Genomic DNA, 19,060 nt, shown 5'->3' on the forward strand with positions numbered 1-19,060 from the left:
GCCGCGCCTGACGCGGAGCCAATTGTCAGACCCCCGCGGTTTACTGACGGCATGACGAACGTGACCACGGCCCAGCACCTCACCGCCATCGACATCCTCCGCGACCGGGAGTTCCCCGCCGAGCCGGTCCGCTCCGCCATGGTCGAGAGCGGCCCCGGCTTCCACGTCGCCCATCTGCGCGCCGACGAGCAGCTCTGGGACGCCGACCCCGTGGACGTCGCGGAGACCGCGCAGGAGTACCGGGCCGAGCTGGAGGGACTCATATCGGCGCTCTGCTTACGCTGGGGCGAGCCCGAGGTGCTGGATCTGGCGGAACACCTGGAGCGGGTGGCGATGGGCATGCCCGTCCGGCCGCCGCTCGACGTCCTGTGCGGCCAGGTGCCGCGGGTGCACGCCTGGCGTGCCGACGGACGGTGGATCGCGGTCGGCCTGGGGGAGGGCGATTCCGAGATGCCGGTCTTCCATCTGCTGGCGGCGGTGGGCCGGGCGGACGCGGTGCGCTGAGCACACGGGACGGGTGGCGGCGCCGGTGCCGCCCGACCGTCGCGGACCGGCCGCACCGCCGCCACCCGTCCCGGGGCCGTCGGGTGCGGGGGCCGCGCGCGTACCGTGCCGGCGCGGCCGTCTCGTCGTTCCTGCTCGGTCTACTTGTTCCGCTCGTCCTGCTTGTCGCGGTGTGCCCACGGGTGGCGCAGCCGGATCCAGATGTCGCGGGCCTGCCGCCCGGCCTCGGTCCGGCTGTGCGCCACCAGCCTGCGGGCCTGCTCCGGGGTCTCGACCATCGGCCCGGAGCCGCGCAGCGGCTTGCCGGCCGTCTCGTGCAGGAAGAAGGCCGCGATGAAGCCGATGACACCCGCCACCATCAGGTAGTAGGCGGGGATCATGTGGCTGCCGGTGGCCGCGACCAGCGCGGAGGCGGCCAGCGGAGTGGTACCGCCGAAGAGCGACACGGAGATGTTGAACGCGATCGACAGCGCGCCGTAGCGCAGATGGGTGGGGAAGAGCGCCGGCAGCGTGGAGGCGGAGGTGCCCGCGAAGCACACCAGCAGCAGCCCCAGGATGAGGCAGCCGAACGCCGGGAAGAGGATGCCGCCCTGCCGGATCAGCAGAAAGGCCGGATAGGAGAGCGCCACCAGCGCGACGCTGGAGGCGATGAACACCGGCCGCCGGCCCCACCGGTCCGACGTGCGGCCCACGGTCGTGATCGTCAGCGCGACGACCACCATGGTGCCCAGGACCAGCAGCTGCGCGGTCGTGGCGTCCTCGCCGAGCGTCTCGGTCATGAAGGTGGGCAGATAGGAGGTCACCATGTAGTTGGTGACGTTGTACAGCAGCACCAGCCCCATACAGATCAGCACGGCTTCCCAGTGCTGCGTGAAGATCTCCTTCAGCCGGCCCTTGCCCGACTGCCGGGCCTCCTCGACGGGCGCGCCCTCCGGCCCGGTGGCCTCGGCCTGCTGCCGTGCCGCCTCGGCCTCCTGCTTGAAGGCCGGGGTCTCCTCCAGCTTCATGCGCATGTAGAGACCGATCAGGCCGAGCGGTCCGGCCACCATGAAGGGGATGCGCCATCCCCAGTCCTCCAGGCCGTCCGTGCCCAGTACGGCGGTGAGCACGGTGACCAGGCCCGAGCCGAGGGCATAGCCGACGAAGGTGCCGAAGTCGAGCCAGCTGCCGAGGAACCCCCGGCGCTTGTCCGGCGCGTACTCGGCGATGTAGGTCGTGGCGCCGGCGTACTCACCACCGGTCGAGAAGCCCTGCACCAGCCGGCAGAGGAGCAGCAGCAGGGGAGCGGCGAAGCCGATGGAGTCGTAGCCGGGCAGGAAGCCGACCGCGAAGGTGCTGATCGCCATCATGATCATCGTGGCGGCCAGCACCCGCTGCCGTCCGATGCGGTCGCCCAGCGGCCCGAAGACCAGACCGCCGAGCGGCCGCACGAGAAAGGCCGCGGCGAAAGTGGCGAAGGTGGAGACGAGCTGGGCGGCCGGGGAACTGGAAGGGAAGAAGACCTTGCCCATCGTGGCCGCCAGATAGGCGTAGACCCCGAAGTCGAACCACTCCATCATGTTGCCGAGGGCGGCCGCCGTGACCGCGCGGCGTACCTGCGGTCTGTCGGTGACCGTGACTTCCTCGACACTGAGCTGGCGTTTGCGGCGGCGCAGCAGGGTACGCAGCAGCCGGTCGGTGTCGGAGTTCCTTCCTCCGTCCGACCGCTTGTTCCGCCGGACACGCGGCGGCTGAGGCTGACCGGTAGTCATCTCGTCCTGTCGCTAGGGGCTGAGCGGCACATCGGTAACTCCGAGTATCAACGCAAAGGTCGAAATCGGCACAACCAGCATAGGAACGACACGAATGGGGCCAACGGAACGCTTGACGGCTTATCGGCTCACTGGCCGTACCCATACGGCGCAACGCGCCCGTACGGCCGCAACGCTCCGCAGGACCGCACCACCTCGTGCGCCCTACACACAACGCACGCCTTACCCGTAACGCGGGACTCACACGTCCCGGACGTCACCTTCCTCGACGTCCCCGGCGTGCTCCGCGTCTTCGGGGAAGGCCGTGACCCGCAGCCGCGCGTACTCCCTGGCCAGCGCGGCCGGCGGATAGTGCGCGTTGAGACCGCTCGGGTTGGGCAGCACCCAGATCCGGGTGTCGCCTATCGTCCGCTCCTGCGGGCCGACCCTGGCGTGTTTGTCGTCGAAAGCCACCCGATAGGCCGTCACCCCGGCCACCGCGAGCCACTCCGGCCGCAGCCGCTTCACCTTCTCGACCAGGCGCTGGCCGCCCACGCGGAACTCCTCCGCGGTCAGCTCGTCGGCCCGGGCGCTGGCCCGTTCCACGACATTCGTGATGCCGAGGCCGTAGGCCAGCAGGTCGTCCTCCTCGGCGGGCTTGAGCAGCCGCGGAGTGAACCCGGACGCGTGCAGGGTGGGCCAGAAGCGGTTGCCGGGCCGGGCGAAGTGGTGGCCGGTGGCGGCCGAGACCAGCCCGGGGTTGATACCGCAGAAAAGCACCCGCAGGCCGGGCGCCGCCACGTCGGGGACGAGGCGGCCGCGCGCGGCCTGCAGTTCCTCGGGAGTGAATCCCATGTCAGCGAGGCCTCACAGGATGGAGCCCGGCGTGTAGGCCGCGGCTTCGGGGTGCTGCTTGGTGATCTCTTCGATACGGGACACGACGGTGGCCACCTGGTCGGCGGCGGCGCCGGTGAAGGACAGCTTGTCGGCCATCAGCGCGTCCAACTGCGCGCGGTCCAGCGGAATCCGCTCGTCCGCCGCCAGCTTGTCCAGCAGCTCGTTGCGCTCCACACCCTGCTCGCGCATGGCGAGCGCCGCGGCGACCGCGTTCTCCTTGATCGCCTCGTGCGCCACCTCGCGGCCCACACCGGCCCGTACGGCGCCCATCAGCACCTTGGTCGTGGCGAGGAAGGGCAGGTAGCGGTCCAGCTCTCGCGCGACGACGGCGGGGAAGGCGCCGAACTCGTCCAGCACGGTCAGGAAGGTCTCCAGCAGACCGTCCAGGGCGAAGAAGGAGTCCGGCAGCGCGACCCGGCGCACCACCGAGCAGGACACGTCGCCCTCGTTCCACTGGTCGCCGGACAGCTCGCCGGCCATCGAGGCGTAACCGCGCAGGATGACCATCAGGCCGTTGACGCGCTCGCAGGAGCGGGTGTTCATCTTGTGCGGCATCGCGGACGAACCCACCTGGCCGGGCTTGAAGCCCTCGGTGACCAGCTCGTGGCCGGCCATCAGCCGGATCGTCCTGGCGAGCGAGGACGGCGCCGCGGCCAGCTGCACCAGCGCGGTGACCACGTCGTAGTCCAGCGAGCGCGGATAGACCTGGCCGACGGAGGTGAACGCCTGGCCGAAGCCGAGGTGCACGGCGATCCGCTGCTCCAGCTCGGCCAGCTTCGCGGCGTCACCGCCCAGCAGGTCCAGCATGTCCTGCGCCGTGCCGACCGGGCCCTTGATGCCGCGCAGCGGGTAGCGGGACAGCAGGTCCGTCAGCCGCCCGTACGCCACCAGCAGCTCGTCGGCGGCGGTCGCGAAGCGCTTGCCCAGCGTGGTCGCCTGGGCCGCGACGTTGTGCGAGCGCCCCGCCATGACCAGCTCGGCGTGCTCCCCGGCGAGCCGGCCCAGCCGCGCCAGGACGGCGACGGTACGGTCCCGCATCAGCTCCAGCGACAGCCGGACCTGGAGCTGCTCCACGTTCTCGGTCAGGTCGCGCGAGGTCATCCCCTTGTGGACCTGCTCATGCCCGGCGAGCGCGTTGAACTCCTCGATACGGGCCTTCACGTCGTGCCGGGTGACCTTCTCCCGCTCGGCGATCGACGCCAGGTCGACGGTCTCCAGCACCCGCTCGTAATCGGCGAGGGCCTGCTCCGGCACCTCCACCCCGAGGTCCTTCTGCGCACGCAGCACCGCGAGCCACAGCTTGCGCTCCAGCTTGACCTTGTACTCAGGGGACCACAGGACGGCGAGCTCCGCGGAGGCGTAGCGGCCGGCCAGAACATTCGGAATGCGGGGCTTGGCAGTCACGTGACGAGAGCTTACCTGCCGTCTGTGGTCTCCATGGCGCCCAGGTGGGGCGCCTACAAGCCAGGTCAGAGCTTGGTCAGGGACGGCTTAGCGCCGCGTATGTGAGACGAATGTGAGACGGAACGGCTGCTCGCCGCGCGGAAGCGGAGCAGCGTCACTGTCCGTGTCGATGAAGGTCTGGATCGTAGCTCTGGGGACGCCGCGCGCGATGCGTCCTCCGTACTAGTGGATGGGGCTGGGGGCTCCTCTCTAATGAGGAGGCGATGCTCGGCGGGCAGAGCCCCGGCGCGGCGATCGAATACTAGTTCGATCGCGTAGCGTCTGGTGGACATGGCGGCCGTGAAGCATTTGCACGGACCGCTGCCGGAGGAGGGCAGGCAGCGGACCGCTCCAGAAATATGCCGAGGGGCGCTGAGCGGTCAGGTACCAGGGGCAACGCATTACGGACTGGTCATCATCGCCCGCGCCCAGCACATGCCCGTTTGAACGCAGGGCGGGGCCCTAGCGCTGCTGCGCGGTGGCGTACTACTTCACACGGACACGAATCTGCACAATCTCCTCGTCGGCGGCGGCCGGGCGTGGCTGGTGGACTGGGCAATGCCCGCGGCCGGCCCCGCGTGGGTCGACGTCGCCTACACGACGGTACGGCTGATGGAGGCCGACTGCCCGCCGGTCGAGGCTTTGGCGTGGGCGGAGCAGTTCCCGAGCTGGACCGGAGCTGACCCGCGCGCCGTGGAAGCGTTCGTCGCGGGCATGTGTCAGCTATGGGAGCGGCAGGCCGGGGCCCGCAACGCCCAGCCGGGCAACGCGCGCTTCACCGTCCTGGCTGTCGCCGCGTGACCGGCCGAACCGCCAGCGCCCGGATGGCCGCCATCGGCATCGTCCAGGAAGGCGACCCCATCCTGACGGCGCCGTCCCGGCTGTTCTCCCTACCCGACGAGGCCGGAGATGCCCGGCGTGTCGTGGCCGAGTTGCACTCGGCCGCCGACCGCGCGGCCGGCGTACACAACTTCGGGAAGGGCATGGGGATCGCCGCACCGCAGATCGGCATCGACCGGGCCGCCGCGATCGTCCGCACCCCAGAGGGTGAAGCGATCACGCTACTCAATCCCCGGATCATCGAAGAGTCACCACAGTTCGACGAGCAGTACGAGGGGTGCCTGTCCTTCTTCGACGTGCGCGGCATGGTCCCCCGGCCACTGTCCATCAGTGTCGAGCACACCGGCGTCGACGGCCAGCAGCGCATTACGATCTTCGAGCGGGGGCATGCGCGGCTCGTCGCCCATGAGGTCGACCACCTCTACGGGACGCTGTACCGCGCGAAGATGCGCCCGGGAGCCGAGCCGATCCCGGTGTCCGAGTACCGCGGGACGGGGCGCAGCTGGCAGTACGGGCCGGCGCGGTGACCACCGCCGAGCCCGGAGTCGCTGCCGCAGTCATCGTCCATAGCGGCCGGGTGCTGCTGATCCGCCGCCGTGTGCCCGAGGGCGACCTCGTGTGGCAATTTCCGGCCGACGCCATCGAGAAGGGCGAGTCGGCTGAGCAGGCCGCCGTGCGGGAAACGTTGGAGGAGACGGGCCTGACCGTCGAAGCGGTGAAACTGCTCGGGGAACGGATGCACCCGAAGACGGGACGCCTGATGAGCTACACGGCCTGCTCGATGGTTTTCGGCGAGGCGCACGTCGCGGACAACGAGGAGCTAGCCGAGGTCGCGTGGGTGGCGCACTCGGAGATCGGCGACTACGTGCCCTACGGCGTGTACGGGCCGGTGCAGGAGTACCTCGACGGCGCGATGGTGCACTGAGCCGACACACGAAAGCCCCCGCCACCAGGCGGGGGCTTCGTCAGGCCTCGATGTACGCGACGACGATCCGGGTGCCGAGGGCGGTCGCGTAGTAGATGACGCGGGTGCTGGCGCCTTCTTCGCAGTACTCGCGCCACGGGGCGTTGCCGGGGACTTCCGTGCCGATGTCGGGGTTGGTCTGTATGGCGACGATGGCACGGTCCACGGCGATGGTTTCCGGGATGTTCAGCCGCCTGATCTGCTGCTGTGCGGCGTCGCCGAAGGTCACGTTGACGCGTCGTGGACCGTGCTTAGGCGACATGCCAGGAGTCAACCACGATGCCGAGCCGCTTGTAGTGCTCGTCGCGCAGTTGTTCCCAGGGCGTGCATTCGTCCGGGCGGGGCAGACCGTTGTCGGCGATGCTGTTGAGGACAGCTGCGAGTTCGGGTGAAGCCGCCTGCTCGCGCTGTGCCCATTCGCGGAGGTACGCAGCGGCTTGTGTGCTGATCGGCTCCGGCATGGCCGTCCTCCAGATGTGGTCCCGCCACGACGGTAGCAGTCCAGCGTGCTCCGCGAGACCACCTACCAACGTTGGGAGGTGGGCAAGGATCACCCCCGAAAGTTTCGGGGGTGATCCCAGGAGGGGCCGCGGGCGGGCGCAGCGTCGGCGAGGCGGCTAACCACCCCTGAACGTCAAAGGGGTGAGGTCGGGTCGGAAGCGCGGTCCAGCAGAGCAGGGCCGGTCAGGCAGTACCTCACGTGAGGTACTGCCTTGTTGCCCAACCGCCTGTGACATCGCCCTCCGCGACTCACGTGAGTGACGGCGCCCCGGGGCTCGTGGGCGCTGAGCACACCGGAACGTTCCGGTGTGCTCTCCGCCGGGCCAGCCGACGCAGAGGCAGTGAGTCACGTGACTCACTGCCCTGTGGTTCGGGAGGAGGCAGCACCTCATGCGAGGCACTGTGACGTAGTGCCGAGCACCTCCCAACGTTGGGGTGATACCCACCCGGTGATGTTACGGGGAGGGTCTGGCCGGTTCCGGGAGCCCGGGCCGGCGGGCGGCTGCAGCAGAAGGGCGCTGCGTCGCGTGAGGCAGCGTCTGGGAGGCACGGCATGCTCTTACGGTGTGCCACCTGGGATGTTCTGCACGCGAGTTGGCTGTCTATGACTTACGTGAATCACTGGTTGGGTTGTGACACTTACGATGTAGACGGAAGAAGAAGGACTTTCACTTACGCCTTTCTCACTTCTACCTAACATCAGTTGTGAGTTATCAGCTTTAACCTATGCCACCTGGAAACGGATTCAATAGAGCATTCCAGAGGCATTCAATACGGCACCTTCCAGCGTTTCCCGGCATCTTTCAATAGCCCGCCCTAAGCATTCAACTGCGCTTTCGATCCATGCTCTTCGATCCGCGCAGATCAGAGGGCGAAACGGAATACCAGATTCCGATGTTGCGGCGCGCCCCGGGTAAATGCTTTTATGAGGCACCTCGTTCACCCGGACCGCGCGAGAAAAACCGGGAACGCGTCGCCCTGCCCTCAGAAACCCGCCCGACAGGAGGTTCCCGGTGTTACACCTCGACGTAGGCCACGACAATGATCGTGCCGAGTGTGGTGGTGTAGTAGATAACGCGCACGCCGCCCTGCTCGTACTCGCGCAGGGAGTTGCCGGCGAGGGGTCGGCCGATGTCCGGGTCGGCGGCGACGGCATCGAGGACGGGGGGCAAGCCGGGCGATGGTGCCACCGGCGAGAGCCGCCTAGTGAACACGACGGGGGGCGAAATCAGCCAAGAACCATGCCCATTATGTCCGTTAGGACGTTCAAACTATAGTTGAGATTGCCCCCGGATCACCTCGCTACATGCGTCGCCACCTGCGCTTTCCGTTCCGGTGAGACACAACGCTTGCGCCTCTGATCTGCACGTTTGCGAGCATTCTGCGTCAACGATTTTCTCCCCCCGGCGTTCAGGAGCTTCTAGGCTCATTCCCATCGCTCTTCATGCACAACGGCCGGACCGCTCGTGTGGCTGCACGAGGACCGGCCCGGCCGCTGCAAGACCGGCGGAGTTCCCGCTCCGCCGGCAAGAAGCCCGAACTCTCACGAAAGGACTTCGTCATGAAGTCTACGAGCAATCCTGCGCACGCCGTCCATGGGGGCGCCGAGCCTCCTCCCCTGTCCCCCGCCCGCCTGATGACCGCGTCGCTGCCGGAGCTGCTGGCGGAGCTGGGTGTCGTCCTGGCGGCGTCGGGTGTGGATGACCCGCGGTTCTCGGGCGCGGCTGTGCGCCTGAGTGACGGGAGCGTGGTGCTGTCGATGCCGCCGGGCCGGGATCCGGTGGTGACGGATCTGCTGGCCCGGGCGCTGATCGGCCAGGAGTTCGGCGTGCCGGAGGTTCGGGGCTGAGCGCAGCTGAAGGCGCCGCCTGGGCCGAACGCCGGGCGGCGCCCTGTCACTTGCCTACGAGCCCGCGTCGCTTCAACTCCTCGACGACGCGTCGCGAGACTTCGCGGATCTCGCGTGCGGTGAGGTTGTCGGTGACGGCGATGGCGGACATGCTGATCGCGTCGTACAGCTCGTCTTCCGACAGCTTGGCGATGTAGAACCCTCCCGCTTCCTTGCTGATCGACACCGGCCCGGGGGCTCCGTCGAGGAGGTCGACGCCGGAGCCAGCCGCCCAGCCGAGCGCTTCCTCGACCTTCGCCAAGGTGCGAGGGATTCGGGTGCGAGGGAGTCCGGATTCAAGATTTTGCACGCTGCTCTCGGACATGCCGGCACGTTCAGCGAGGTCGACCTGCGTCATGCCGGCCGACTCGCGTGCCCGCTTGATCGCATCAGCGAGCCGTCTCCAGTCCCGTTCCATGCCGCGAGTGTGCCGGACAATAAGTGCCCAGGCAAGCTTTTTGGGTTTCTATTGCGTCCACACCCAACAAACACCTACCTTTCGAGGGTGGGCCCGCCCCGAACGGCCAAGTACCGGACGGGCCCCGTCCAGCGACTCTGTCTTCCAACAGAAGGAGTGGACCATGTCCATGGTCTCACCCGCAGAGCACTCTCCGTTCGAGCACCTCAAGCAGATTCGGTCTGACGGGTCCGAATACTGGCCCGCCCGCGACCTTCAGCCGACCATGGCTTACGACCGCTGGGAGCGGTTCGAGGGCGTCATCGAGCGGGCGATCGCTGCCGCCGAGAACTCCGGCGCGGACCCGGCGGCTCACTTTCGCAGCTCCGCGAAGATCACAAAAAACGCCCGTGGCCAGCAGCGATCCATCACAGACTGGGAGCTGTCGCGCTACGGCGCCTACCTCGTCGCCATGAATGGCGACCCCCGCAAGCCGGAGATCGCCGCCGCGCAGACGTACTTCGCAGTGAAGACCCGCGAAGCCGAACTGCGCCCTGCGACGCCTCCTCTCCCCCAGGACTACGAGGAGGCGCTCGTCGCGCTGCTCGGCAAGGTCCGGGAGGCGAAAGCCCTGGAGTCGAAGGTCAAGGAGCTGGAGGCCCCGGCCGCAGCGTGGAACGTGCTCGCCGACGCGTCGGGGGACTACTCGCTGCGCGACGCCGCCCACATCCTGAACAGGGACCCTGGGATCTCGACGGGCCAGCACCGGCTGATGAAGTCGATTCGTGATCTGGGGATGGTGGACCGCAAGGGTGTCCCCTACGCGAAGCACTCCACGCACCTCGTCGAGCGGCCCCAGACGTACCAGCACCCGCACACCGGTGAGGTCGTCCTGGCCCGCCCCCAGCTCCGCATCACGGTCCGCGGCCTGCAGTACCTGCACAGCAAGCTCGGCGGAGTGGCTCCACTGCGGTATGAGCAGCCGGAGCTGGGTTCCGGCGACGCGGCCTGACCGCACATGCGATCGCCGCCCAACCCCCCTCGGCTTCCTTCTGGTTGGGCGGCGGGTCTCCCTGATGTGGATCTCCGTTCTTACTAGGCTCGCCTCACCATCCCGAAAGGACTTGATCACCCCATGCGTCCGCAGCGTTTTCAGGACTACCTCGTCGACCTGCTGAAGAACGCGCCCGGGGTGACGCGGGTGCAGCCCCTCTCAGAGGCGGGCGACACGAAGCATCCGTTCGGTGTGGCGGTGGCGGGCCCGGGGGGCGAGTCGCGGTGGCAGATCATCGGCCAGCTGGCGTCCGGGTCCCGGCACGACGACCCGGACACGCCGGCCACGGGCCAGCCCGCGCCGGTGACCGAGCCGCAGGCGGGTGACAGCCCGGAGGGCTGGCTGGCGGCGGTCATCTCGGCCGCGGAGTCGCCGGAGATCGAGCGGATCGAGCGGTGGTCGACGCGCGAGGGCGGCGGCAAGCAGGGCGTCACCGTGTCCTTCCACAACACCGCAAGGGCGTTCGTGCGGAAGCTGTGACGGCGCGCGCCGGCCAGTCCCGCGTGCGCCCTGGTGGTCAAGCTCGTGCCGCGCTGACGCTGGTGTCCTCCGACACGGGGAGGCGCCATGCGGTGCGACCCAGGCTTGTGCGCAGGGAACTGCCCGGTGTGCGGTGCGGGTGTGGGGTCGAAGCCCGGCGAGCCGACCACCATCCACCAGCCCGCCGACGACCGGGGCACGTGTCCCGGATCCGGCCAGCCAGCCCAGTAGAACAGCGCGACGAAGCCCCCGCCCGGCGATCCGGGCGGGGGCCTTTGTGTCACTGCTGCGGGCGGTTGATCAGTAGGGCGGCGAGCGCTGCAGCAGCGGAGAGCCATTCGGGGCTCATTCCGGCGCACACGGTCACGATCACAATGATGGTGACGGTGACGGCGCCTACTTGCCCCTCGCGTGCGCCGGGTAACCGGTCTGTGACGGTGGCGCCACACTGCGATACGGTCACGGTATCTCCTTTCGGGTTCTCCTGAGGGGTGGCCTCTGGCGCGCGTCAGGTTGGGAAGCCGCGGTGCGCGCCGGGGGCCTGTTTCATGTCTGCCTCAGGTCTGTTTGTGACCATAGCCCGTCGCCAACTCGCATGTGGCGGAGCACAACAGCACCGCGGGGGCGCATGCCATCCACCGTGGGCCCCTTGCCGTGAGGGCAGGCATGTGTAAACCCCCGCCCGGTGATCCGGGCGGGGGCCTTTGTGCTGTTCAGCTGCGTTCGGCGATGCGGTTGAGGTCGGCGTCGAGGACGGCAAGGTCGGGGTGGTCTCGGAGTTGCTGTTCGCTCATCCATGCGGCGATGTCGGCTTTGTGGGCGGCGCGGACTTCGTCGTAGCTGGTGCCGGTGAGAGTGGCGAGGGTGCCTGTCTCCACGTCGTCGAGGCCGTGGTACCGGTTGGCGGGAGCCCAGTCGGCGGCCATGTCGGCGGCGTCGGGGAAGCTGGCCGCCATGAGCTTCTCGAACAGCCACTGACGGAACGGCGTCTCCTGGTGCCGCCAGGCGGGGTCGCAGTTGTCGTATTCGGGGTCGTCGTGGCCGGGGCCGATGATGGCCATGGTGGGGTGCCCTTCCAGGCGGTGGGTGTGCGGGGCTTGCCGTTGCCCGCGGCTTCTCAGTCGATGACGGGCCGGTTGATGTGGCGGTGGTCGGTTTCGACGCCGACGCCGGCGGTGCGCAGGTATTCGGCTGCCTGCTCGGCGATGGCGACGGATCGGTGCCGGCCTCCGCGGCACGCCACGGTCACCTTGACCAGGCGCCGGCGCGGGCCCGCGTAGTCGAAGAAGACCGCCTTGGCGGACTCGGCGATCTTTTCGGCGATACCGGCGGCTCCGGGCGTGGCGAGCACGTGCTCGCGGACGTCGTCGTCCAGGCCGGTGCGGTAGCGCATCGCAGGGTCGTCGTGCGGGTTGCGCAGGCGGTTGCCGAGGTCGAAGTAGAGGCCGTCTTCTATCAGGGTGATCGCATCGGGGTGGCGGGTGCCGATGGTCTGGATCACTACCTGCACAGGGCCGCTCGCGTGAGTGGTCATGCCGCCGATGCTGACCGCCGCCGGGGTGGTGCGGTAGTAGTTTCCTGTCGCCAAAAGCGGCGCTTCGTTCAAAGGTGAGTGAGCTGTACCAGGGTGATGGTGTCGTCGCCGATGATGATGACGCCGGTGACGCGTCCGCGGGCGATGGTGCGGAACACACCGTCGTCGACGCCGTAGGGGGTGGAGGCGACGGGGGGGTCGGCGAGGGCATCCAGGAGGCAGACGGCGAGGTCGCGGCGGGCGTCGTCGGGGAGGCTGCGGTAGTCGGCGTGAACGGTGGGGTCGAGGCGCAGCCGGTAGGTCACGCGGCGCCTCGGGCGCGGTCGGCGTCGGCGCGGAGTTCCTCGGCGGTCACGTCGATGAGGCTAGCTTCGTAGTCGGCCGGCAGGTGGCCGCTCCCCCGAAGGTGGCTGCGGAGTTTTTCGATGCGGGGCCGGTCGGCTTCGAAGCGTTCGATGAAGCGAACCCAGCGTTCGAGGGTGCCGGGCAGGCGCTGGACGTCGGTGAAGGAGACGTCGCGCATGAAGGTGGCGCGCAGCTCGGGGTGCGGCAGGGCGTGCGCGATGGAGTCGATGGTCCACGGCTCGCTGCTCATAGGGGCCTCCCGGTCACGGTGCTCCGTCTGAGGCTAGCGCGGTTGTTGCCAACGTGTCGGCCAGTCGCGGGCCCCGTGGTAACAAGACGGTGCCCGGCCCCGTGACCGCGCGCCCCGCCGCCCCGTTCTCCTCGCGTGACCGATGACGACCTGGCCGCCCACCTACCCGCAACTGCAAGTCGGCACCATGCGCAGACGCCGTCGTCACCGGGTCGTGCTGTGCTGCCGGCGTTCGAGGTGGGTCGCGAGGAGTGCGGCGAGGTGGGGGCCGTGCCGGTAGCCGAGGGGGGCCAAGTCGGGCGGCAGGGTGAACCCCTGCGGGAGCTGTTCGTAGAGATGGGCCATTTGGTGCCGGTAGGCGTCGTGGAGGGTTTGCGGCCAGGTGCCGTTCAGCGGCGGGCGCATGCGTGCCTCGGCGGCCAGCGCCGCGTGGTGGGCGACTGCCTCTTCCACTGCCTCGTCCCGCTGCCAGTCGGCGATGGGTTCCCTTTCAGGTGCCCAGGGCTCCAGCCAGCTGCTGGTCGTGTTGCGCAGGAGCGCGGCGGTGAGTTCTTCGGCGATCAGGGGTGAGGCGTGCAGGCCGTCACGATGGGTGCCCGTCACGACCCACAGGCCGGGGCGGGAGGTGGGGCCGATCAGGGGGTGGCCGTCCAGGCCGACGGGCCGGTTGCCGTGATGTATGGCGTGGATACGGGCATCGGCCAGCTCGTGGTCGAGTTGGCTGAGCGCGTTGTCCAGGAGGAATCGCAGCGCGCCAGGAGTGGGGTGGATTGTGGGGGCGGGGGTGGGGACGGCGGAGGCACCGATGTACCAGGTGCCGTCCGCCTGCGGCACCGCGTGCAGGCCGCAGGCGTAGGCGCGGTTGGGGGTGCGCAGCACAGCCGGGAGCGCGGCCGGCGCGGAGACGGTCACGGAGGTGCCCTCGACGATGACGACCGGCAGGACGGGCAGGTCCGGGTCGATGCGGTGGACGAGGTCCGTCGACCAGGCGCCGGCGGCGATCACCGCGGTGGGCGCTTGGAAGACCTCGCCCGCGGAGGATGCCAGGGCGTAGGCGCCGGCAGGAGTGGCGGTCAGATCGCCCGGTGGCGCGATGGTCACGTTCGGCAGCGCGGCGAGCGCGGCGTCCAGGGCCGCGAGCCATCGCCGCGCGTCCAGGAAGTGCTCGTCGGGCAGGTACAGGGCGCGCAGCGGCCGGTCGTTGTATACCGGCCGGCAGGCGGGTACCTCGGCCGGATCGACGTCCTGCACCGGCAGCCCGTATCGGCGGCCCGCTTCGGATATCGCGGCGAACGCCCGCTCATCGGTCGGGCCGGACACCGTGTTGAGGAGCAGGTAGGTCCCCCTGCCGTATCCCGCCTGCAGGTCCTCGGTGCCACAACGCCCGATGCGGTCCAGCCAGCCGTCCCACCGCCGGGCAGCTTCAATGGCCATCTCCAGACGCAGTCGGCTGTGCTCCTTCTCCAACGACGCCGCGGTGACCTCACCGAGCACCCCCAGCATCGCCCCCGCCGCCTCGGACGCCCCTGCGGACTGCCGTCCGCACAGCACCACCCGACACCCCGGCTCGGCCGACGCCAACGCAAAGGCGATCGACCTGCCCAGCACACCCGCGCCCACCACGAGGACATCCACCTCGGCCATCGCCAAAACTCCCGTCATCGACACAACACAACAGCCCGGGCACTGCCCGGGAGCACCGCCGGTGCGCACAACCGCCGGACGCCTCGGCCGGTTCGCCACCCACAACGGCTAAAAGCATCACAACGACTGAAAGCAGCAGAAACCGCCAACGGCTGTGCCATTGTTCCCCGAGGCCGCCGTAGCCGCGAGCGCAGCTCGACGGCGCTCGCGTTCGGAAGGGTGGGTCGCCTTGTTCGCTCCGAACCCGTCAAGACCCGGCATCCGCGAAGACACCGGACCTCATGGATGCAGCGAACTCAGCCGTCGAATGCCGTCTCGGGATGCAGCTCATGCGCGGTGATCAGCCGCTTGAACCGCGGATACACAGTCCGCGCGATCGAGGTCACTATCCCGCCCGCCCCGGGCCCAGACGACAGCTCAACATCACCACCAACGACACTGAGCTGAACGGGTGACGGTTCGACGTCAACCCAACCCCAAGATCAACATCTGGCGGCTTCTGGGCTTACCTCGGCGATACCCCAATGTGGCGCGGCGGCTGGCGGCGGAAGGGTGAGGGTCAGTCCCAGAGTTTGAGTGACCGGTTGTCCAGGTCGGCGTGCCGGGAGTCCGGCGGGTAGCTGTCCGGGACCTGGAGGCCGAGGGCCCACACTGTCACCGCGTATTCGAAGCGGTGGCGGTGGTAGTCCTCGGCGGCGATGCGCAGGTAGCGGGCGACGGCCTGGCAGTACGGGCCCTCGCCGTGCTCGTCGTAGCGGGGGCCGCCGCGACGGCGCCGTTCGTTGTCCAGGCGGGGGTCGGCCATCAGCGCGGTCAGCGCGGCGTGCCAGCGGGTCAGCTCCTCGGCCCGCCGGTGCAGGGCGCGCTCCAGGTCGTCGGTGCCGTCGAGCATCTCGCGCAGATCAAAGTACGGCGGCAGGGTCAGCTTCGCGTCGTATTCCTCGATCGCGGCCAGTTCGGTCTGGGTGAAGCCCGCCGTCTGGTAGGCGCACAGGTCAGTGCTTTCGAGGGACATCAGGGTCCTTTCACGGCGTGGTCGTGTGTTCGAGCCCGGCCGGACGGGGTCGCCGTCGGTCACGTCGGTCCTCCGTCGCGCCGTATCCGGTCGGGTACGGCCTGAGTGCGCGCGAGAGTCTCGTCGGTTCTCCGCAATGGTCTCGCGGGTCCGGCGGTTGAGCCGCCATGCCGCGAGCGACATGGTGAGGGCGACGAGGCTCAGGACGGCTGCGGCGACACTGGGGGCGCTCACGCCGCGCTCTTTCCGCCGAGCCAGCACCAGGACGGCGGCTCCAGCCCTTCGTCCTCGTCGGCGTTGTCGAACCAGGCGTTGAGGCAGTCGATGCACAGCAGGGTGCTGCCGCCGTGCCAGTGGTTCCAGCGGGCGACGGCGGTGCTCAGGCGAGGTACTCCGTTGTCGGATATCCCGGCGCAGCACTGGCAGTACTGGTTGGTCATGCCGCGTTCCTTTCGGTCCGGTCGGCGAGCGGCAGCTGCAGCACTTCGGCGTGCCCGTACTGGGTGCCGCAGGTTGTGCAGCGGCGGCCGGGGGTGGTGAGGGTGATGCGCAGCGGCTGCCCGCACGCGCACTGGACGGTCACTTTGCGTTCCGCTTGTTCGCCGGTGACCATGCGGGCGGCGTGGCCGTGCAGGGCGCGGATCTCGCGGTGCAGGTCTGCGGCACCGCTGAAGCTGCTGTATATCCAGGGCGCGTTGCCGACGAGGAAGCCGACGACTCCGGCGAGCGTCTGCCGAAGGTCACCCCGGAACGTCGCCGCGGGCCAGCCGAGTTCGTCGCGCACCGCGGCCTCCCAGTCGGCGAGCACGGTCACCAGCCCGCCCCGGGCCCGCAGATCCAGCACGTGCAGCGAGCACGGCAGGGGTGCGCCACGCGTTCCGCTTACGCGTCCGTCGCCCCGGCCTGAGCCCGGCTCCAGCAGATCGCCGAGCCGGTCGTACAGCGCCGGCAGCTCGCGGAGCATGGTGGTGCCGCGGTCCTGGCAGATGCGGCACGCGAGACGGTCCCACTCGCCGTCCCGCAGGCCGTACATGCAGATCGTGCAAACGGGGTTGACAGCAGCGAGGTCGTGCATGGCGGTCTCCTTGCGGTCGTGCGGGCAGGATGGGCGGCAGGGGCAAAAGTCGTGGCACATCAGGCCGCGGCTGCTTCCCGCTCGGGCCACTGGCATCCGTCGAGGCCGCGGCGGTGGGTATCGGGGACGACGGCCAGAGGCCAGCCGAGACGGTGCAGGCCCATCGCCAGCAGGACGTAGGCGTCGGCCTGGTCGTAGCGGCCGGGCCCGTCGCACTCGACGCCGTAGCGGGCGCGCACGGCGTCCCGGACGGCGCCTTTCGCGCCGGAGCCCTTACCGGTGGCGTACAGGGCACGACAGGACGGCGGGACGACCGCGTAGGGGATGTCCCGGCGCCAGCAGGCGTGACGGACCATGACCCGCAGGCCGGCCAGATCCTCGTGCCGGTGCGCCACCCCGGCGCCGAACGACGGGCCCTCGATGACCACCAGGTCGGCGCTGCGGATGTGGTCGGTGACCCGGTCGACGATGAAGGCGAGCCGCGGATGGCCGCGCACGCCCGTGCGGGGGCGGATGGTGTCGGTCCAGCCCTCCCCGGCCACGCCGGTACAGGTAAGGCTCAGATCCAGACCGATCACCCGGGGTACCGCTGCCATAGGGTGCTGTCCTGCGGGAATGTCCCCGCGCTTCGCGTCGTGCTGCATCAAAGCTCCCATCACGCTGCGGCCGAGACGCCGAGCCTGTTGAGGATCGCCGAAAACTGGTGCACGGCCTGCAGGTCGGAAACCTCGCCCGCCGTGCTGCCGGGCGGCACGGCGATGCCCTTCATGCGGCAGAACCCCAGCTGCTTCACGCTCGCTGGGCGGGACCGCCACGGCGCCGAACGGCTGGCCAGCCACCGGCTGCCCATCGCCCTGGCCTGCCGCTCCAGCCACCCCTTCGCATCCGGCAGCGGCAGCGGCTCGTCCTGCTTCGGGCCGACCACACCGCGCTCGGGGTCGAAGCGGCGCATCCAGTACGTGCGGTCCACCGGGTTGCGGACCAGGAAGACGAACATCTTCTTGTCGACGGGTATGAACCACACGCCCGAGTCGGTCCGCAGCCAGCGGGCCGTCGACGTGTGGAACAGGTCGACCTCCTCGACTTGGACACGGGAGGCGTCCAGGCGGCGCCGCGTCTCCTCCTCGGACGCCCGCGCCGCCTCACGCAGCGTCTGCATCTCGTCGGACACGGTCACGGTGCGCCCGGTCAGATCGACGATGGAGGCGAGCTTGTGCCGCGTGGAGGCACCCATCACGTCAAGGATCAGCGCGTCCGACTTGCCCTCGGAAAGGCGCAGCGCACGGCCCGCCATCTGGCAGTACAAACCCGCTGACTTGGTGGGGCGGGCGATGACGGCGCACGACGTCCACGGCGCGTCGAAGCCCTCGGTGAGCACCATGCAGTTCGCCAGCACCTGCACCTCGCCACTGCGGTAGCGGTCCAGGACGGCGGCCCGCTCATCCCGGCCCATATCGCCCCACACCGCGGCGGCCGGGATCCCGGCGGCGGTGAACGCCTCCGCCATCGACTGGGCCGTGGCCACGGTCGGCGTGAACACCACTCCGGGGCGGCCGGCCGCGTGCTCCTGGTAGGCGCGGGCGACGACTGGCCCGGCGTCGGAGTCCTCCAGGGCCTGCCCGAGCTGGCCGTCTTGCAGGTCGCCGGCGCGGGTGCGCACCGCATCGAGATCGAGGCCCTGGACGATGACGCGCTTGCCGCGCACATCGCACAGGTAGCCGTCCTCGATCATGTCCAGGATGTCGAGGGTGAAGACGACCTCCTGCCACACCTCGGCGAGGCCGCCGTCCGCGCGGGTCATGGTCGCGGTGAACCCGGCGACGGGCAGCCCGCGCCAGGCACCGAAGTGTTCCAGGACGGTCATGTAGCTGGGGGCGGCGGCGTGGTGGCACTCGTCGACGATGACGACGCCGACGTCCCGGATGGCTTCGCGGCGCCGCTCGACAGCCAGCGTCTGGATGGAGGCGACGATGACGTCGGCGTCGTGGTGCTCGTCGCGCTCGGCCTTGACGACGCCGACGCGCAGGTCGGGGCGGACGGCGCGGACCTTGGCGGCGGCTTGGTCGAGGAGTTCCTCGCGGTGGGCGATGACCAGGGCGCGGGCGCCGTTCAGCTGCGGGAGCAGCTCGCTGATCAGGTTGGCGAAGACGACGGTCTTGCCGGCGCCGGTGGGGAGGACCACGGCGAGCCGGTTGCCGGAGCCCTGCCATCCGGATATCAGGGCCTTGATCGCGTCGCTCTGGTAAGGACGCGGGGCGAACATCTCGGGCATTTCACTCATGACGGTCACCTCGGCTCGTCGTTGCGGGGTTCTGCGGGGTTGTTGCGGGGTTGTCTGCGGGGATGTCGTGGATCTTCCAAACCTGCTCTGAGCTGGCCGTCTGCGGGGTTTGCGGGAATCTGCGGAATGTTTGGGGGGTCTTCGCGTATAGGGACCGGAATTGTTCGTGTTGACGCATCACGCTGCGTGTTGCACGTGCCGTGTGTTTCGCGATCCCT

General features: G+C 69.3%; 25 protein-coding genes. 7 read left to right on the forward strand and 18 right to left on the reverse strand.

The features are described 5' to 3' along the window. Nucleotides 1–51 precede the first annotated feature (51 nt). The gene (locus ACH4FX_RS38740) at nt 52–504 is read left to right on the forward strand and encodes a hypothetical protein (protein ID WP_398486197.1); all 453 of its coding nucleotides are present in this window, start codon (nt 52–54) and stop codon (nt 502–504) included. A 140-nt stretch (nt 505–644) separates the two neighbouring features. Here ACH4FX_RS38740 and proP read toward each other — a convergent pair whose 3' ends face one another. The 3 genes from proP to purB all read right to left on the reverse strand — a co-directional run bounded on the left by proP (nt 645) and on the right by purB (nt 4,535). Continuing rightward, a complete protein-coding gene (gene proP / locus ACH4FX_RS38745) occupies nt 645–2,174 on the reverse strand; it encodes a glycine betaine/L-proline transporter ProP (RefSeq protein ID WP_398486259.1) in 1,530 nt (509 codons plus the stop codon). A gap of 321 nt (nt 2,175–2,495) precedes the next feature. Beyond that, entirely contained in the window at nt 2,496–3,089 is a 594-nt protein-coding gene (gene mug, locus ACH4FX_RS38750) for a G/U mismatch-specific DNA glycosylase (protein WP_398486198.1), read from the reverse strand. Nucleotides 3,090–3,101: 12 nt separating this feature from the next. Beyond that, nucleotides 3,102–4,535 carry an adenylosuccinate lyase gene (gene purB, locus ACH4FX_RS38755; RefSeq protein ID WP_398486199.1) on the reverse strand — a complete coding sequence of 478 codons (1,434 nt, stop codon included), beginning with the start codon at nt 4,533–4,535 and terminating at the stop codon, nt 3,102–3,104. A 510-nt stretch (nt 4,536–5,045) separates the two neighbouring features. Between purB and ACH4FX_RS38760 the strand changes: the two genes are divergently transcribed. From ACH4FX_RS38760 to ACH4FX_RS38770, 3 genes are read left to right on the forward strand one after another with little or no spacing between them, the layout of a single operon-like run. Further along, the gene (locus tag ACH4FX_RS38760) at nt 5,046–5,375 is read left to right on the forward strand and encodes a phosphotransferase (protein WP_398486260.1); all 330 of its coding nucleotides are present in this window, start codon (nt 5,046–5,048) and stop codon (nt 5,373–5,375) included. A 23-nt stretch (nt 5,376–5,398) separates the two neighbouring features. Next, complete coding sequence (locus ACH4FX_RS38765) at nt 5,399–5,941, forward strand: peptide deformylase (RefSeq protein WP_398486200.1); 543 nt, start codon at nt 5,399–5,401, stop codon at nt 5,939–5,941. After that, nucleotides 5,938–6,339 carry an NUDIX hydrolase gene (locus tag ACH4FX_RS38770; RefSeq protein WP_398486201.1) on the forward strand — a complete coding sequence of 134 codons (402 nt, stop codon included), beginning with the start codon at nt 5,938–5,940 and terminating at the stop codon, nt 6,337–6,339. The genes ACH4FX_RS38765 and ACH4FX_RS38770 overlap by 4 nt, the downstream gene beginning before the upstream one ends. Before the next feature lie 40 nt (nt 6,340–6,379). Here ACH4FX_RS38770 and ACH4FX_RS38775 read toward each other — a convergent pair whose 3' ends face one another. From ACH4FX_RS38775 to ACH4FX_RS38785, 3 genes are all read right to left on the reverse strand, one after another. After that, the gene (locus ACH4FX_RS38775) at nt 6,380–6,640 is read right to left on the reverse strand and encodes a hypothetical protein (protein ID WP_398486202.1); all 261 of its coding nucleotides are present in this window, start codon (nt 6,638–6,640) and stop codon (nt 6,380–6,382) included. Then, nucleotides 6,630–6,839 carry a hypothetical protein gene (locus ACH4FX_RS38780; RefSeq protein WP_398486203.1) on the reverse strand — a complete coding sequence of 70 codons (210 nt, stop codon included), beginning with the start codon at nt 6,837–6,839 and terminating at the stop codon, nt 6,630–6,632. The genes ACH4FX_RS38775 and ACH4FX_RS38780 overlap by 11 nt, the downstream gene beginning before the upstream one ends. 1,056 nt (nt 6,840–7,895) lie before the next feature. Then, nucleotides 7,896–8,051: a hypothetical protein gene (locus tag ACH4FX_RS38785; RefSeq protein WP_398486204.1), complete on the reverse strand. Its 156-nt coding sequence runs from the start codon at nt 8,049–8,051 to the stop codon at nt 7,896–7,898. 389 nt (nt 8,052–8,440) lie between these two features. On the opposite strand from ACH4FX_RS38785, the gene ACH4FX_RS38790 reads away from it, so the two are divergent. Further along, nucleotides 8,441–8,728, forward strand: a complete 288-nt coding sequence (locus ACH4FX_RS38790) for a hypothetical protein (RefSeq protein ID WP_398486205.1) — start codon at nt 8,441–8,443, stop codon at nt 8,726–8,728. Between the two features lie 46 nt (nt 8,729–8,774). Here the strand turns inward: ACH4FX_RS38790 and ACH4FX_RS38795 are convergent, their stop codons facing one another. Next, on the reverse strand, nt 8,775–9,185 hold the full coding sequence (locus tag ACH4FX_RS38795; protein ID WP_398486206.1) for a helix-turn-helix domain-containing protein: 411 nt from the start codon (nt 9,183–9,185) through the stop codon (nt 8,775–8,777). A gap of 163 nt (nt 9,186–9,348) precedes the next feature. Here ACH4FX_RS38795 and ACH4FX_RS38800 point away from each other — a divergent pair, with 163 nt between their 5' ends. Both ACH4FX_RS38800 and ACH4FX_RS38805 read left to right on the forward strand, forming a co-directional pair. After that, a complete protein-coding gene (locus tag ACH4FX_RS38800) occupies nt 9,349–10,176 on the forward strand; it encodes a phage antirepressor KilAC domain-containing protein (RefSeq protein ID WP_398486207.1) in 828 nt (275 codons plus the stop codon). Between the two features lie 123 nt (nt 10,177–10,299). Then, nucleotides 10,300–10,698, forward strand: a complete 399-nt coding sequence (locus ACH4FX_RS38805; protein WP_398486208.1) for a hypothetical protein — start codon at nt 10,300–10,302, stop codon at nt 10,696–10,698. 280 nt (nt 10,699–10,978) lie between these two features. Here ACH4FX_RS38805 and ACH4FX_RS38810 read toward each other — a convergent pair whose 3' ends face one another. The 11 genes from ACH4FX_RS38810 to ACH4FX_RS38860 form a co-directional block, all read right to left on the reverse strand. Continuing rightward, on the reverse strand, nt 10,979–11,161 hold the full coding sequence (locus ACH4FX_RS38810; protein WP_398486209.1) for a hypothetical protein: 183 nt from the start codon (nt 11,159–11,161) through the stop codon (nt 10,979–10,981). 250 nt (nt 11,162–11,411) lie between these two features. Next, nucleotides 11,412–11,759, reverse strand: a complete 348-nt coding sequence (locus ACH4FX_RS38815; RefSeq protein WP_398486210.1) for a hypothetical protein — start codon at nt 11,757–11,759, stop codon at nt 11,412–11,414. Between the two features lie 56 nt (nt 11,760–11,815). Next, nucleotides 11,816–12,232, reverse strand: coding sequence for a hypothetical protein (locus tag ACH4FX_RS38820; RefSeq protein WP_398486211.1), 417 nt, complete (start codon nt 12,230–12,232; stop codon nt 11,816–11,818). 68 nt (nt 12,233–12,300) lie between these two features. Continuing rightward, nucleotides 12,301–12,537 (reverse strand): hypothetical protein, encoded by a 237-nt coding sequence (locus tag ACH4FX_RS38825; RefSeq protein ID WP_398486212.1) that lies wholly within the window; start codon nt 12,535–12,537, stop codon nt 12,301–12,303. Further along, complete coding sequence (locus ACH4FX_RS38830; protein WP_398486213.1) at nt 12,534–12,827, reverse strand: hypothetical protein; 294 nt, start codon at nt 12,825–12,827, stop codon at nt 12,534–12,536. Before ACH4FX_RS38830 ends, ACH4FX_RS38825 begins: the two co-directional genes overlap by 4 nt. A 204-nt stretch (nt 12,828–13,031) precedes the next feature. After that, complete coding sequence (locus ACH4FX_RS38835) at nt 13,032–14,471, reverse strand: NAD(P)/FAD-dependent oxidoreductase (RefSeq protein ID WP_398486214.1); 1,440 nt, start codon at nt 14,469–14,471, stop codon at nt 13,032–13,034. A 559-nt stretch (nt 14,472–15,030) separates the two neighbouring features. Next, nucleotides 15,031–15,486 (reverse strand): hypothetical protein, encoded by a 456-nt coding sequence (locus ACH4FX_RS38840; RefSeq protein ID WP_398486215.1) that lies wholly within the window; start codon nt 15,484–15,486, stop codon nt 15,031–15,033. 230 nt (nt 15,487–15,716) lie between these two features. Continuing rightward, nucleotides 15,717–15,926, reverse strand: a complete 210-nt coding sequence (locus ACH4FX_RS38845; RefSeq protein WP_398486216.1) for a hypothetical protein — start codon at nt 15,924–15,926, stop codon at nt 15,717–15,719. Then, nucleotides 15,923–16,561: a hypothetical protein gene (locus ACH4FX_RS38850; protein ID WP_398486217.1), complete on the reverse strand. Its 639-nt coding sequence runs from the start codon at nt 16,559–16,561 to the stop codon at nt 15,923–15,925. The genes ACH4FX_RS38845 and ACH4FX_RS38850 overlap by 4 nt, the downstream gene beginning before the upstream one ends. A gap of 59 nt (nt 16,562–16,620) precedes the next feature. After that, nucleotides 16,621–17,157 (reverse strand): hypothetical protein, encoded by a 537-nt coding sequence (locus ACH4FX_RS38855; RefSeq protein WP_398486218.1) that lies wholly within the window; start codon nt 17,155–17,157, stop codon nt 16,621–16,623. 59 nt (nt 17,158–17,216) lie between these two features. Next, nucleotides 17,217–18,842, reverse strand: coding sequence for a DEAD/DEAH box helicase (locus ACH4FX_RS38860; protein ID WP_398486219.1), 1,626 nt, complete (start codon nt 18,840–18,842; stop codon nt 17,217–17,219). Nucleotides 18,843–19,060 lie beyond the last annotated feature (218 nt).

Source organism: Streptomyces sp. NPDC018019 (assembly GCF_044327805.1).
In the GTDB taxonomy this organism is placed as follows: domain Bacteria; phylum Actinomycetota; class Actinomycetes; order Streptomycetales; family Streptomycetaceae; genus Streptomyces.